Annotated in this window: 11 protein-coding genes; 5 read left to right on the top strand and 6 right to left on the bottom strand. The window is 72.3% G+C overall.

The annotated features are described in order from the left end of the window. Positions 1 to 15: 15 nt before the first annotated feature. Positions 16 to 417, bottom strand: a complete 402-nt coding sequence (locus tag ACH4VX_RS16595; RefSeq protein WP_398368109.1) for a nitroreductase/quinone reductase family protein — start codon at positions 415 to 417, stop codon at positions 16 to 18. Between the two features lie 290 nt (positions 418 to 707). Between ACH4VX_RS16595 and ACH4VX_RS16590 the strand changes: the two genes are divergently transcribed. The 3 genes from ACH4VX_RS16590 to ACH4VX_RS16580 all read left to right on the top strand — a co-directional run bounded on the left by ACH4VX_RS16590 (position 708) and on the right by ACH4VX_RS16580 (position 4,879). Continuing rightward, positions 708 to 1,595 carry an LLM class F420-dependent oxidoreductase gene (locus ACH4VX_RS16590; protein WP_398368108.1) on the top strand — a complete coding sequence of 296 codons (888 nt, stop codon included), beginning with the start codon at positions 708 to 710 and terminating at the stop codon, positions 1,593 to 1,595. Between the two features lie 24 nt (positions 1,596 to 1,619). Beyond that, positions 1,620 to 4,208: a bifunctional FO biosynthesis protein CofGH gene (locus tag ACH4VX_RS16585; RefSeq protein ID WP_398368107.1), complete on the top strand. Its 2,589-nt coding sequence runs from the start codon at positions 1,620 to 1,622 to the stop codon at positions 4,206 to 4,208. 104 nt (positions 4,209 to 4,312) lie between these two features. Next, complete coding sequence (locus tag ACH4VX_RS16580) at positions 4,313 to 4,879, top strand: hypothetical protein (protein ID WP_398368106.1); 567 nt, start codon at positions 4,313 to 4,315, stop codon at positions 4,877 to 4,879. Positions 4,880 to 4,890: 11 nt separating this feature from the next. Here ACH4VX_RS16580 and ACH4VX_RS16575 read toward each other — a convergent pair whose 3' ends face one another. Genes ACH4VX_RS16575 through ACH4VX_RS16565 form a run of 3 tightly spaced genes read right to left on the bottom strand, consistent with a single transcriptional unit; the run spans position 4,891 to position 6,119 of the window. Beyond that, positions 4,891 to 5,289 carry a PIN domain-containing protein gene (locus ACH4VX_RS16575; RefSeq protein ID WP_398368105.1) on the bottom strand — a complete coding sequence of 133 codons (399 nt, stop codon included), beginning with the start codon at positions 5,287 to 5,289 and terminating at the stop codon, positions 4,891 to 4,893. Then, positions 5,286 to 5,567, bottom strand: a complete 282-nt coding sequence (locus ACH4VX_RS16570; protein ID WP_398368104.1) for a hypothetical protein — start codon at positions 5,565 to 5,567, stop codon at positions 5,286 to 5,288. The genes ACH4VX_RS16575 and ACH4VX_RS16570 overlap by 4 nt, the downstream gene beginning before the upstream one ends. Before the next feature lie 39 nt (positions 5,568 to 5,606). Continuing rightward, positions 5,607 to 6,119, bottom strand: coding sequence for a DUF2165 domain-containing protein (locus ACH4VX_RS16565; RefSeq protein ID WP_398368103.1), 513 nt, complete (start codon positions 6,117 to 6,119; stop codon positions 5,607 to 5,609). A gap of 109 nt (positions 6,120 to 6,228) precedes the next feature. Here ACH4VX_RS16565 and ACH4VX_RS16560 point away from each other — a divergent pair, with 109 nt between their 5' ends. Continuing rightward, a complete protein-coding gene (locus tag ACH4VX_RS16560; RefSeq protein WP_398368181.1) occupies positions 6,229 to 8,727 on the top strand; it encodes a tetratricopeptide repeat protein in 2,499 nt (832 codons plus the stop codon). 140 nt (positions 8,728 to 8,867) lie between these two features. Further along, positions 8,868 to 9,986, top strand: a complete 1,119-nt coding sequence (locus ACH4VX_RS16555) for an ADP-ribosylglycohydrolase family protein (RefSeq protein ID WP_398368180.1) — start codon at positions 8,868 to 8,870, stop codon at positions 9,984 to 9,986. A 7-nt stretch (positions 9,987 to 9,993) separates the two neighbouring features. Here the strand turns inward: ACH4VX_RS16555 and ACH4VX_RS16550 are convergent, their stop codons facing one another. Both ACH4VX_RS16550 and ACH4VX_RS16545 read right to left on the bottom strand, forming a co-directional pair. Then, positions 9,994 to 11,556 carry a sodium:solute symporter family protein gene (locus tag ACH4VX_RS16550; protein WP_398368102.1) on the bottom strand — a complete coding sequence of 521 codons (1,563 nt, stop codon included), beginning with the start codon at positions 11,554 to 11,556 and terminating at the stop codon, positions 9,994 to 9,996. A 228-nt stretch (positions 11,557 to 11,784) separates the two neighbouring features. Further along, positions 11,785 to 13,641, bottom strand: a complete 1,857-nt coding sequence (locus tag ACH4VX_RS16545) for an MFS transporter (protein ID WP_398368101.1) — start codon at positions 13,639 to 13,641, stop codon at positions 11,785 to 11,787. Positions 13,642 to 13,666 lie beyond the last annotated feature (25 nt).

The following is a 13,666-nucleotide window of genomic DNA, read 5'->3' as shown; positions in this document are numbered from 1 at the left end:
CACACATGTGCGTCCTCAGTCGTCCAGATCCACCCGCACCGTCAGCAGACCCGCTCCGAAGGTCCGCACGGCGGCGCTGTTGAAGCGGGGCAGGGTGCGCAGCCGGGCCACGGGGTCGTCATCGGGCAGGAGACGGGCCGTGCCGGTGTGCCAGCGGCCCCGGACGCGCACCCGCACCCGGGGCTCCGCCTTGATGTTGCGGACGTACTGCGACCGCTCGCCGAACTCCGACACCAGCCAGAAGGAGTTCCCGACCCGCCGTCCGCCCACCGGGGTCCGGCGGGGCAGGCCGGAGACCCGGCCGGTGGTCTCGAGAACCGTCTGGAGCGGCAGCCGGCGCAGGACGGGATTGATCCGGCGCTGGAAGGCGGTGGCGCTCCGGTACTTGCGTTCGGCGTGCGGGGTCCCGGAAGTCATCGTGCGGCGAGCCTACCGGCGGCCGGGGAGGACGGGGCCGGTGAATCCGGCCAGGCCGCCGGGCAGCGGCCCGGTGGCCGTCTCGTGCCGCAGTCCGGCGCGCACGCAAGGGGAGGGAAGGGAATCGCCGGCAGCCCATGGGATTCGGCCGGTTCGGCCGGCTTGCCTTCCACCGAGCGGGGCGCAGGGAGCCGAGGGCGGGCCGGGGCGGAATCCCGACCGGTCGGTATGGACAGGCGGGGCGCACACGGGTATTGATGGGTCCGTCGTCCGCGTACGAAAGGCCGCTCATGCGCATCGCCGTCACGATCTTCCTCACCGACGAGACGATCACCCCGGTCCGGCTCGCCCGGGAGCTGGAGCAGCGCGGGTTCGCCGGGCTGTATCTGCCGGAGCACACGCACATCCCCGTCGAGCGGACCAGCCCGTATCCGGCGGGCGGGGAGCTGCCGCGGGAGTACGGCCGCACGCTCGACCCCTTCGTCGCGCTCGGGCAGGCCGCCGCCGTCACCGAGCGGCTGGGGCTCGGCACCGGCATCACGCTCGCCGCGCAGCACGACCCGATCGACCTGGCCAAGCAGGTCGCGACGCTGGACCATCTCTCCGGCGGCCGGTTCACGCTGGGGCTCGGCTTCGGCTGGAACGTCGAGGAGGCCGCCGACCACGGGGTGGAGTGGCGGACCCGGCGTGAGCTGGTGCGGGACCGGATGGGGCTGATGCGGGCGCTGTGGACGGAGGAACCGACGGCGTACGAGGGGGAGTTCGGCAGCGTGCGGGCGAGCTTCGCGCACCCCAAGCCGGTGCGGAAGCCGCGCGGTCCGGTGGTCGGTCCGCGCACACTGGTCGGCGGGGCGGCCGGGCCGAAGCTGTTCTCGAGCATCTGCGAGTACGCCGACGGCTGGCTGCCGATCGGCGGGCGGGGCCTGACGGAGTCGCTGCCCGCGCTGCGTACCGCCTGGGCCGAAGCGGGCCGTGACCCCGGCGCGCTCCAGGTCGTGCCGTACGCCGTCCTGCCCGGCGCGGGCAAACTGGCCCACTTCGCGGAGCTGGGCATCGAGGAGGTCGTGGTGCAGCTGCCGCCGGAGGGGGAGGCGGAGGTGCTGCGGGTACTGGACGCCTACCAGCAGTTCGTGGACGGAGCGGGCGGAGGGGACGGAGCGGACGGACGAGGGGCCTGATCACGCCGAACGTATGCTCAAAGGATGACGACTTCCGTGACCACCGGAACCGGCGGCCCCACCGAGAACTCCCTGCGGCGTGCCCTCAGACGCGCCCGGGACGGCGTCTCCCTGGACGTCTCCGAGGCGGCGGTCCTGCTCCAGGCGCGCGGTGAGCACCTCCAGGACCTCTCCGCGTCGGCCGCCCGGGTGCGGGACGCGGGACTGGAGGCGGCGGGGCGGCCGGGTGTCATCACGTACTCGAAGAGCGTCTTCGTCCCGCTGACCCGGCTGTGCCGGGACAAGTGCCACTACTGCACGTTCGTCACCGTGCCCGGCAAGCTGCGCCGGGCCGGGCACGGGATGTTCATGTCGCCGGACGAGGTGCTGGAGATCGCCCGCAAGGGCGCCGCCGCCGGCTGCAAGGAAGCCCTCATCACCCTCGGCGACAAGCCCGAGGACCGCTGGCCGGAGGCGCGCGAGTGGCTCGACGCGCACGGCTACGACGACACGATCGCGTACGTGCGGGCGATCTCCATCCGGATCCTGGAGGAGACGGGTCTCCTCCCGCACCTCAACCCGGGCGTCCTGACCTGGACGGACTTCCAGCGGCTCAAGCCGGTCGCGCCGTCGATGGGCATGATGCTGGAGACGACGGCGACCCGCCTGTGGTCCGAGCCCGGCGGCCCGCACCACGGTTCCCCGGACAAGGAGCCGGCCGTGCGGCTGCGGGTGCTCGAGGACGCGGGCCGCTCCTCGGTCCCCTTCACGTCCGGCATCCTCATCGGCATCGGCGAGACCCACGAGGAACGCGCCCAGTCCCTGTTCGCCCTCCGCAAGGTCTCCCGCGCCCACCACGGCATCCAGGAACTGATCATCCAGAACTTCCGCGCCAAGCCGGACACCGCGATGCGCGGCATGCCGGACGCGGAACTCGACGAGCTGGTCGCCACGGTCGCCGTCGCCCGGCTCGTCCTCGGCCCCTCCGCCTGTCTCCAGGCCCCGCCGAACCTGGTCGACTCCGAGTACGGGCGGCTGATCGCGGCCGGTGTCGACGACTGGGGCGGGGTCTCCCCGCTCACCATCGACCACGTCAACCCCGAGCGCCCCTGGCCGCAGATCGACGAACTGGCCGAGCAGTCCCGGGCGGCCGGCTTCGAACTGCGCGAACGCCTCTGCGTCTACCCGGAGTTCGTGCGGCGCGGCGAGCCGTGGCTGGACCCGCGGCTGCGCCCGCACGTGGCCGCGCTCGCCGACCCGGCCACCGGTCTGGCACGCCCCGACGCGCTCCCGGAGGGGCTGCCCTGGCAGGAACCGGACGAGGCGTTCACCGCGACCGGCCGCACCGACCTGCACCGCACCATCGACACCGAGGGCCGTACGGGCGACCGCCGCGACGACTTCGACGAGGTGTACGGCGACTGGGACGCCCTGCGCGAGGCCGCCGTCCCCGGGATGGCCCCGCAGCGCATCGACACCGATGTGCGCGGGGCCCTGCGCACGGCGGCCGACGACCCGACGAAGCTGACCGACGGGGAGGCGCTCGCGCTGCTGCACGCCGACGGAGCGGCACTCGACGCGCTGTGCCGAGTGGCGGACGACGTACGCAAGTCGGTGGTGGGCGACGACGTGACGTACATCGTCACCCGCAACATCAACTTCACCAACGTCTGTTACACCGGCTGCCGCTTCTGCGCCTTCGCGCAGCGCCGTACGGACGCGGACGCCTATACGCTCTCGCTCGACCAGGTCGCCGACCGTGCGCGACAGGCGTGGGAGGTGGGCGCGGTGGAGGTCTGCATGCAGGGCGGCATCCACCCCGACCTGCCCGGGACGGCGTACTTCGACATCGCGAAGGCGGTGAAGGACCGTGTCCCCGGCATGCATGTGCACGCCTTCTCCCCGATGGAGGTCGTCAACGGCGCGACCCGCACCGGCATGTCGATCCGCGAGTGGCTCGCGGCGGCGAAGGAAGCCGGTCTGGACACCATCCCCGGCACGGCGGCGGAGATCCTCGACGACGAGGTCCGCTGGATCCTGACCAAGGGCAAACTCCCGGCGGCGACCTGGACCGAGGTGGTCACCACGGCCCACGAACTGGGCATCCGCTCGTCCTCGACGATGATGTACGGCCATGTCGACCAGCCCCGGCACTGGCTCGGGCATCTGCGCACCCTGGCCGGCATCCAGCAGCGGACCGGCGGCTTCACGGAGTTCGTGACCCTTCCCTTCGTGCACACCAACGCCCCCGTCTACCTGGCCGGCATCGCCCGCCCGGGTCCGACGGTCCGCGACAACCGCGCGGTCACGGCGATGGCCCGTCTCCTGCTCCACCCGCACATCCCCAACATCCAGACGAGCTGGGTGAAACTGGGCGCGGAGGGCGCGGCGGAGATGCTCCGCTCCGGCGCGAACGACCTCGGCGGCACGTTGATGGAGGAGACGATCTCGCGGATGGCGGGCTCGTCGTACGGTTCCTACAAGTCGGTCAGGGATCTGATCGCGGTGGCGGAGGCCGCCGGACGCCCCGCCAAGCCCCGTACCACCCTGTACGGCGAGGTGCCGGAGGAGCGCCGCCGGGTGGCGGAGGCCTCGGACGGTCACCTGCCGGAGTTGCTGCCGGTGCTGGACTGAGAGGACCGGGGAGGCACCGGTGCTGGCAGTAGGATGATCCGACCCGCGTTCGACCGGGACCCCTGGCCTTCGATCGGGACCCGTAGCTGAGGAGATGCGTACCGGTGCCTGCCCGTCTTCCCTCGTGGGCCTGGGTGACCGGGCTGACCACGGGGGCGATTGCCGCGGTGGTGGTCCTGGCCGTCCAGGCGGACCAGGGGACGAAGCCCACCGCCGCCACGACCCGGCCGAGCGCGTCGGCGACGGCGGACGCGAAACCGTCCGCCCGGCCGGAGGAGAAGGAGCCGGCGGCGGTACCGGCCGGCTCGGGTACCGGCCGCCGGATCGTCTACTCCCTCGGCGAGAAGCGGGTCTGGCTGGTGGACGCCAGTGACGCCGCCCGCCGCTCCTTCGTGGTCTGGCCGGGCACGGTCGCCCCGGATCCCGGCACGTACACGATCGGCAAGCGCACCGAGGCCACCACCGGCAGCGACGGCGTCCCGGTCGAGCACATCATGTACTTCGCCCAGAAGTCGGGTGTCTTCGTCGCCTTCTCCAACGCGGTCGACGGCTCCTCGCCCCCGCCCGCCGACCCGGGCGCGCAGACGGGCGGCATCCGCGTCGCCAAGTCCGACGGCAAGGCCCTGTGGACCTTCGGCGCGGCGGGCACGTCGGTCCGGGTCGTCGAGTAGCCGCGGCGAACTCAGACCTTCTCGGCCGTCACGCGTGGATGCGCGGCGGTGAGCAGGCCGATGTCCTCCACATCGGATGTCAGGACGGTCACCCTGCCCGGGTAGTGCAGGGCGGTCGCGCAGAGCATGGCGTCGATGGCGTATTTGTGTCCGTGCAGTCCGGCGGCACGCAGCAGGGCGGCGGCGGACTGGGCGACCGCCTGGGTGACCGGTTCCACGCGCAGCCGCGACAGCGTCCATCGCAGCGCGGCATCATTGATCTTCGGGTGGATCACCTCGACCAGGACCGACGCCGAGGCGATCACCGGCAGGTCCGCCTCCCGGGCGGCCGTCAGCCACTCGTGCACCTCACGGTCCCGCTGTACCGCCTTGGCCAGCCCTTCGCTGTCCAGGACCAGGGCACCGCTCACGCGGCGGCCCCCGCGCCGGAGCCCTCACCGGTGAGCCGGGCGCGCTTGGCGGCGACGGCCTCCGGGTCCGCGGGGCCGTGCACCTCCTCGAAGGCGGCGATCAGCTCGTCCAGTTGGTCCCGCTCGATCTGCCGCTGGGCGGCCCTCTCCAAGTACGCCGAGACACCCCGTTTGCCGACACGCTCGCGAATGGCCTGCAAGGTGCCGGCAGTGAGCGTGACGGAGACGCCACTGCTGGGACCGTCGCCGGGAGGGAATTCGGTGCCGTCGTCAGCCATGAAACCCATTATGGCATTACGAATGCCATAGGAGGGTGGTCAGGAGGCGTCCCGTGTTTCGGCGCGTGTCCCCGGCAGATGGTCGACCAGCAGCACCACCCCGCTGAAGACGAACACCCGCAGCGCCGCGTCCAGGCCGTTCCAGTTCTTCGACTGCCACATCGCGAACCACTCGCCGCCGATCGCCATGAAGCCGGCGCCGAAGAGGAGCATGACCATCAGCAGGCCGTACGTGGAGACGCGGCGGGCGTGCGCGTGGTCGTGGCGGGTCCAGAGCCAGGTGCCGTAGATCAGGACCAGTGCGGCGGCCGTCTCCCAGACGATGATCGCGACGTACGCGGCGTCCTGCAGGCCCTCGCTCGTGATCGCGCGCCACATCAGGTCCTCGTCCTTGAACGTGGTGTCCATGGCGAGGACATGCCGGACGAAGTCCTGGTTGGTCCCGAAGTCCGTGATGTTGCCGAGGGCGACCAGCGCCATGTAGAGGGCGACGGAGGCGGTGAGCAGCGTGGCGGTGAGGGTCAGGGCGCCGCGCGGATTCGTGGTGGGCATGGCGGTTCCCTTCCCCGTACGGCGGCCCGTACCCGGGGGAGTTGAGCCAGAATGAGGTCGGTCGGGACACGAGCGAGGGGATGTACGCGTGGCGCAGGCACGGCTGTCGATGCAGCAGATCGTCCAACGGCGCCGGCGTGCCGGACTGGTGGCCCGCAGCGCCGAACGGGAGTTGTTCCGGGGGAACTTCGACATTCCGCCCGAGGACGAACGGCACCGCTTCCTGTTCCATGTGCACGGGAACGCGGGGGTCGGGAAGACCTTCCTGGTCCGGGAGTTCGAGCAGATCGCCCGGGAGCGGGGCGCGCTGACGGCGTACGTCGACGAGAGCGCGGGCAGCGTGCCCGAGGCGCTGACCGCGGTGTGCCGTCAGGTCGCAGGCCAGGGCCACCGCTTCAAGGAGTTGGACAAGCTCCTGCTCGCGCACCGCGAACGGCGCCACGAGGCGGAGCTCGCCGCCCTCACCGCCCTGGACCCGGGCCCGGAGGGCGGCCCGTCGGCGGGCAGCATGGCGCTCGCCCGGGCGGGACTGGCCGGGCTCGGGCTGATCCCGGGCGCCGGCGCCTTCACCGGCATCGTCGATCCCGCACAACTCGCCCAAGGTGCCGACCGGTTGCGGGCCGGCCTCGGCGCACGCTTCCGCAGCCACGAGGACGTGCAGCTCGTCCTCTCCCCGGAGAGCGTCCTCACCCCCGTGCTGACGAAGGAACTCGCCGACGCCGCCTCCGCGGTGCCGTGGATCGTCCTGTTCTTCGACACCTACGAGCGGACCGGTCCGTTCCTCGACGACTGGCTGCACGACGTCATGACGACCGACCGTCACGGCGCCCTGCCCGCCACCGTGATCGTCGTGACCGCCGGCCAGCGCCCCTTCGACGCCGCCCGCTGGGGCGGATTCGCGGACTTCACGACCGCCGTGCCGCTCGAACCGTTCACCGAGGCGGAGGCGCGTGGCCTGCTCGCCGGCCGGGGCGTCACGGCGGAGCCGGTCGTCACCGAGGTCCTGCGGCTCACCGGCGGCCTTCCGGTCCTGGTCTCCACCCTCGCCGGGACCCGGCCCGCCGGACCCGACGACGTCCACGACCCGAGCGCGACGGCGCTGGAGCGGTTCCTGAAGTGGGAGCGGGAACCCGCGCGCAGAGCCGCCGCGGTCTGGGGCGCGCTGCCGCGCTGGCTGGACGCGGACGTGTTCCGGGCGGCGGCCGACTGCCCGGAGGAGCAGCGCGACGAGCTGTACGACTGGCTGAGCGGGCTGGCGTTCACCGACGAGCGTGCGGCACGGCTGCGCTACCACGATGTCGTACGCGCCCCGATGCTGCGGTGGCAGCGCACCCGCTCCCCGCGCGGATGGGCGGAACGGCACCGGCACCTGGCGGGGACGTTCCGCCGGTGGCGTGAGGAGATCGAGACCGGGCGGGACGCCGGGCAGCTGTGGGCGGACGAGGAGTGGCGCGAACTGCGGCTGGCGGAGTCGTACCACCTGCTGTGCGCCCGCGAGCCAGGGGCGCCGCGGGCGGCGATCCGGGATCTGGTCGAGGCCTGCGAGCAGGGTGAGGCCGCGGCCGAGCGGTGGGTGCGGCTGCTGGAGGACGCGGGCCGGGACGCGGACCTGGAGACGGTGACCGGCTGGTGGCGTGAGCTGTCCGAGGCACTCGGGGAGGGCGGTGCGGGAGCCGTCCTGGACCGGCTGCTGCGCTTCCTGCCCGAACCGCCCGTCGATCACCCGGTGGGGCGCGATCCGCTGGACGCGCGGCGACGGCGTGAGACGCCGTCGGTGGCCGGTGATGATGCCGACCTGCTGGGGAGCCCGTGGCCGGGTCCCGTCGCCGCCGGTGCGGGGAGGTACGACGCGGACGGTGCGGGGGAGCACGGTGAGGGCGACGAGCCGGCTGTGCCCGGGACCGGTGACATGGACCTCGGCACCGTGTTCTCCTCCTCCCTGGCGGCCCGTCTGCACCGCGGCAAGGCCGCCCTGGCCGCCGCCCGGGGCGACTACCCGGCCGCCGTCGCCCACCTGCGGTACGCGGTCCGCCTGGCGCCCCGGGACGCCGGCCTCTTCGCCCTGATGGGCGAGTACCGCCGGGTCCTGCGGCATCACTCGGCGGCGGTGCGGGACCTGCGCAAGGCGCTGACCCTGAACCCGGGACACGCCTACGCCTGGGCCTCCCTCGGCGCCACCCGTCTCGCCCTCGGTGCTCCGGCCGCCGCGCTCATCGCACTGGACCGCGCCCTGGAACTCGACCCGCACTACGCCTGGGCGCTGATCCGCCGGGCCCGTGTGTGGCGGGAACTCGGTGAACCCGAACGCCGGCTCGCCGACCTGGACCGGGCCGTCGCCCTGCACCCCGACTCCCCGTGGGCCCACTGCGAACGCGGGGACGCGCTGCGTGCCGCCGGGCACGACGAGGAGGCGCTCGTCGCGTACGGCCTCGCCCTGGGACTCGACCCCGAGTACGCGTCGGCGTACGCGAGCCGGGGCGTCTCCCGCTTCAACCTCGGCCGCCACGCGGAGGCGCTGGCCGACTTGGACCGCGCCCTGGAGCTCGACCCCTCCTATGCGTGGGCGCGCGCCCAGCGGGACGCGGTCGTACGCCACCGCGACGGCTGAAATGCCCCTGCCCGACCACTTCCGATCACTCACTTCACACGCCTCACACTCCGCGTACCGATCCGCCCCCTGAACCGGCCGTCCCCGTTCGATTACAGTGCTGGGCGTCGTACCTACGGACGATGCCCCGGGAGGTCTTGGTGGGCGGTGCTGCCGGACCCGTGTGGGGGCGTCGTGAGCAGCAGGACTTCCGCAGCCGGGTGCGCGGGACGCTGCTCGGGGTCGCCCTCGGGGACGCGCTGGGCGCACCCGTGGACGGGGTGACGACCGACGGGATCCGGGAGGCGCACGGCGCGGAGGGCCTCGCCGATCTCGCCCCCGCCCACGGTCGGCGCGGTGCCGTCACCCACCACACCCAGCTCACCCTCTTCTCCGTGGACGGCCTGATCCGCGCCCAGGTGCGACGCGACACCGGCGCCTGGCACCCGCCGACCGATCTGCACCGGGCGTATCTGCGCTGGGCCACCACCCAGCGGGACTGGGGCCCGGACGAGCGGCGCGAGGACGACGGATGGCTGGCGCGCGAGGAGTGGCTGTACGCCCGCCGGGGCCCCGCCCGCGCGCTGCTGCTCGGGCTCGGGGACGAGACCATGGGGACGCTCGAGGCACCCAAGAACCCCGGGGAGGTGGGACCCGAGGCCGCGGCCCGGTCCGCGCCGTTCGGGCTGCTCGTCGGCTGGGAGCCGCAGCTCGTCGCGCAGCTCGCCGTGGAGTGCGCGGCGCAGACCCACGGCCACCCGGTCGCCTGCCTCGCGGCGGGCGCGTACGCCGTGATCGTGCACGGGCTGGCCCGGGGCGAGAGCCTGGACACGGCGGTGCAGCGGGCGCTCGCGCTGCTGGCCGCCCGGCCGGGACACCAGCCGGTGTCGGACGCGCTCCAGCACGCGCTGGGCGCGGTGCGGCAGGGGATGCCCAACCCGGAGCGGGTCACGGAGCTGGTCGGGAACGCCGCCGCCGAGGGGCTGCTCGCCGCCGCCGTGTACTGCGCGCTGGTGGGGGAGGACGTACGGCAGGGGCTGTGCCTGGCCGTGAACCACGACGGGCCCAGCGCCGTCGCCGGGGCGCTGGCCGGCGGGCTGCTCGGGGCGCTGCACGGCGAGACGGCCCTCCCGCCGGCCTGGCTGGCCGAGCTGGAGGGCCGTCCCACGATCCTGGAACTCGCCGACGACTTCGCGATGGAGATGACCCAGGGGCCCGCACTGCACGGACCCGCCGGCGCGTCCCCCGCCTGGCTGGCGAGATATCCGCGGGGCGCCTGAGAGCCCTTCAGTCCTTCACCCGGGCGGTCTCCTCCGCCGGGGCCGGGGCCGGGACCGCCGCCGCGGCCGAGTCGTCGCCGTCGGTGTTGACGGTCTCGATGACCGCCATCCGCTCCGGGGTGTCCTCCGGCTTCACGTAGCCGATCAGGACGTACAGGACCAGCGAGACCGCCAGCGGGATGGAGACCTGGTACTCCAGCGGCACGCCGCCGTCGACGGCCCAGTTGATCGGGTAGTTCACCAGCCAGAAGGCCAGCAGGCCCAGGGCCCAGCTGGTGAGCGCCGCCGTCGGACCGGAGCGGCGGAACGGCCGCAGCAGGCCCAGCATCATCGGGATGGCGATCGGGCCCATCAGTCCGGCCACCCACTTGATGACGACCGTGATGATGTCGTTGAACGTCGGCGAGTTGACCTGGGTGGCGACCGCCATGGACAGGCCGAGGAAGACCACCGTCGTGACACGGGCCGCGATCAGACCCGACCGGTCGCCCCACAGCCGCGCCCGCGCCGACAGCACCGGCGCCACGTCACGGGTGAAGACGGCCGCGATGGCGTTGGCGTCCGAGGAGCACATGGCCATCGTGTGGGAGAAGAAGCCGACGATGACCAGGCCCAGCAGGCCGTGCGGCAGCAGCTGCTCGGTCATCAGGGCGTAGGAGTCGGAGCCGTCCGCCTTCTGGGACTCCACCAGCAGCGGGGACATCCACATCGGGAAGAACAGGATCACCGGCCAGACCAGCCACAGCACCGCCGACAGCCGTGCCGAGCGCTCCGCCTCGCGGGCGTTGCGGGTGGCCATGTAGCGCTGGGCCTGGTTGAGCATGCCGCCGTTGTACTCGAACAGCTTGATGAAGAGGAACGCCAGCAGGAAGACCGTGCCGTACGGTCCGACCAGTGGCTCCCCGTGACCCTGGAGCTCCGGCTCGTCCCACGCCCCGAAGAAGCCGCCGTGGTCGCCGAGCTCGACCACCACCGCGACGAACATCGCGACACCGGCCAGCAGCTGGATGATGAACTGACCGAGTTCGGTCAGCGCGTCCGCCCACAGGCCGCCGATGGTGCAGTAGATCGCCGTGACGACGCCGGTGATGAGGATGCCCTGGTTGAGCGAGACACCGGTGAACACCGACAGCAGGGTGGCGATGGCCGCCCACTTCGCGCCCACGTCCACGATCTTCAGCAGCATGCCTGACCAGGCCAGCGCCTGCTGCGTCTTCAGGTCGTAGCGGTTCTTCAGGTACTCCAGCGGTGAGGCCACGTGGAGCCGGGAGCGCAGCCGGTTGATCCGCGGGGCGAACAGCTTCGACCCGATGGCGATGCCGAAGGCGATGGGGAACGACCAGGTGACGAAGGACGTCACGCCGTAGGTGTAGGCGATGCCGGCGTAGCCGGTGAACATCACCGCGCTGTACCCCGACATGTGGTGGGAGATACCGGAGAGCCACCACGGCATCTTGCCGCCGGCCGTGAAGAAGTCGCTGACGTTGTCCACCCGCTTGTGCGACCAGACACCGATGCCGACCATCACGGCGAAGTAACCGATGAGCACCGCCCAGTCGAGACTGTTCATGTCCCCCCTTCCAGGGTCCGCCTTGTGAACTCCACTCAGCTGGTTGGCACTTCGCCTGAGCGGGGTAGGGACGAGGAAGGCCGCGAAGTGCCCGCTCATCGTGGGCGTGATGGCGCGATCACGACAAGGAAGCGTAAGGTCAAGAGGAAGTAAAAATGTTCGGCTCGCTGACCCTTGTTCACAGTCATGAACGAGCCGGGAGGGCCGGAATTCCCGGAAGCCCCGGGATCAGCGCAGCTCGTCCGGGCAGGGAGTGCCCCGCTGCCACCGGTACGGAGCCGCCAGACGGTACGTCCCGGGCTCCGGCGCGAGCAGCATCGTCCACGTGTCGCCCTCCGCGTCCTCCTCCGTCGCCATCAGACAGCCGTGGACGTTCTCGTACGTCCTCGGCTCACCCTCCGGACGGCTCTCGGACTCCTCCGTCTCCTGCGGCGGCCCCAGCTTGTTGCCCTCCGCGTCGACGAGGCCCAGCCACGGCGAGTACGGCACACGGATCAGGATCCGGCCCGCCTTCTCCACCCGCAGCGTCCACTCACCCTGCTCGGCCCGCTCCACCACCGTGTTCGGCTCCGCCAGCGGAGTCGGCTCGTCCACCGCGAACAGCTGCCAGTTCGCGTCGCCCCAGATCTGCTTCAGATACGGAAGCCCGCGCTGCACCAGCTCCCGCTCCCGCTGGCCGCCGTCACCGTCCGGCTCGTCCTTCGGCAGCACCACGAAGTGCACGCCCCAGCGCTTCAGCCACTCGCGGTAGTTCGCCGAGTTGAGGGTGTCGTCGTAGAAGAGCGGGTTGCGCTCCATGTCGGCCTGCCGGTTCCAGCCCCGGGCCAGGTTGACGTACGGGGCGAGGGCGGACGCCTCCCGGTGCGAGCGGGCCGGCACGACCTCCACGCGGCCCCGCCCGGCGCCGACCTCCTGGAGCTCGTTCACCAGCGGAGCCAGCTCGCGCGCCCAGGACGCGGCCGGCGTGGTGTGCACGACGTCGTCGACCGACTTGAAGCCGATCCAGCCGGTGAAGCCGACGAAGGCGACGACGATCGCGTACCACTTGAGGGACTTCGGCACCGTGAACGGCAGCGCCGCCACCAGCACCACCCCGCCGAACAGCATCGCCAGCCGGGTCATGTTCGACCCGATCTGCGAACTGATCAGCCAGACCAGCACGATCCCCAGCCCGTACACCGCGGCCGTGATCCGTACGGTCTTCCACTCCGCGGGGACCAGGACGTACACCAGGACCGAGTACAGCAGCGGCAGGATCACCGAGCCGATGCCCATCGGCTGCGTCCCCGAGAACGGGAACAGCCAGGCAGACACCGCCACCACCGCGGTCGGCGCGAGACCCAGCGCCCACGCCCCCGGCCGGCGCTTCTGCAGGAACAGCGCCGCCGCGACCAGGCCCACGAACAGTCCCGCGACCGGCGAGGCCATCGTCGCCAGCGCCGCCAGCGGGGCCGCGCACAGGGCCTTCGCCCAGCGCTTGTAGCGCCACCGGTGGGGCCAGCAGAAGACGACGGCGACCGCGCCGAGCGCGAACATCGTGCCGAGCCCGTACGTCACCCGTCCCGAGGCCGCGTTGCACAGCAGCGCGAACACGCCGGCGAGCGCCGCCCACAGCGGGTTCCGTACCGACCGGCTGCGCATCAGCACCAGCGTCAGCAGTCCCGCCGACACCGTGCCCGCGATCATCATCGTCGTCCGCACGCCGAGGACCGACATCAGATACGGCGACACCACGCTGTACGACACCGGGTGCATCCCGCCGTACCAGGCGAGGTTGTACGCGGAGTCCGGGTGCCGGCCGACGAACTCGGCCCACGCGTCCTGCGCGGCGAGATCACCGCCGCTGTTGGCGAACGTGAAGAACCAGACGATGTGCAGCAGGCCGGAGAGCGCGGTGACGGACAGCACCGGGTGCCGCAGCATGCGGGCGCGCACGGCGAGGACGGCGGCCATGGCGGCGCCGGGAGCGCCTGGGGTCTCGTCGGTGCCCCCGGGGGGCCGCTGTGTCCCGGCCGGCGGTATTCGCGGGCCGGATCCCGGGTCCGGATCGGCGTCGTCGGCGTGTGTCGGCTCCGCTGTGGCCACCTGAAGGCACTCCCCGTATCCCGTC

The sequence above is a fragment of the Streptomyces sp. NPDC020731 genome (assembly GCF_044334705.1).
In the GTDB taxonomy this organism is placed as follows: Bacteria; Actinomycetota; Actinomycetes; order Streptomycetales; family Streptomycetaceae; genus Streptomyces.
Note: the sequence above shows the minus strand (reverse complement) of the source record. Positions and strands in the feature narration are given on the sequence as shown.

Coding starts and splice junctions, on each gene's coding strand:
- ACH4VX_RS16595 (WP_398368109.1), bottom strand. CDS start 417: ATGACTTCCGGGACCCCGCACGCCGAACGCAAGTACCGGAGCGCCACC.
- ACH4VX_RS16590 (WP_398368108.1), top strand. CDS start 708: ATGCGCATCGCCGTCACGATCTTCCTCACCGACGAGACGATCACCCCG.
- ACH4VX_RS16585 (WP_398368107.1), top strand. CDS start 1,620: ATGACGACTTCCGTGACCACCGGAACCGGCGGCCCCACCGAGAACTCC.
- ACH4VX_RS16570 (WP_398368104.1), bottom strand. CDS start 5,567: ATGGCTGACGACGGCACCGAATTCCCTCCCGGCGACGGTCCCAGCAGT.
- ACH4VX_RS16565 (WP_398368103.1), bottom strand. CDS start 6,119: ATGCCCACCACGAATCCGCGCGGCGCCCTGACCCTCACCGCCACGCTG.
- ACH4VX_RS16560 (WP_398368181.1), top strand. CDS start 6,229: ATGCAGCAGATCGTCCAACGGCGCCGGCGTGCCGGACTGGTGGCCCGC.
- ACH4VX_RS16550 (WP_398368102.1), bottom strand. CDS start 11,556: ATGAACAGTCTCGACTGGGCGGTGCTCATCGGTTACTTCGCCGTGATG.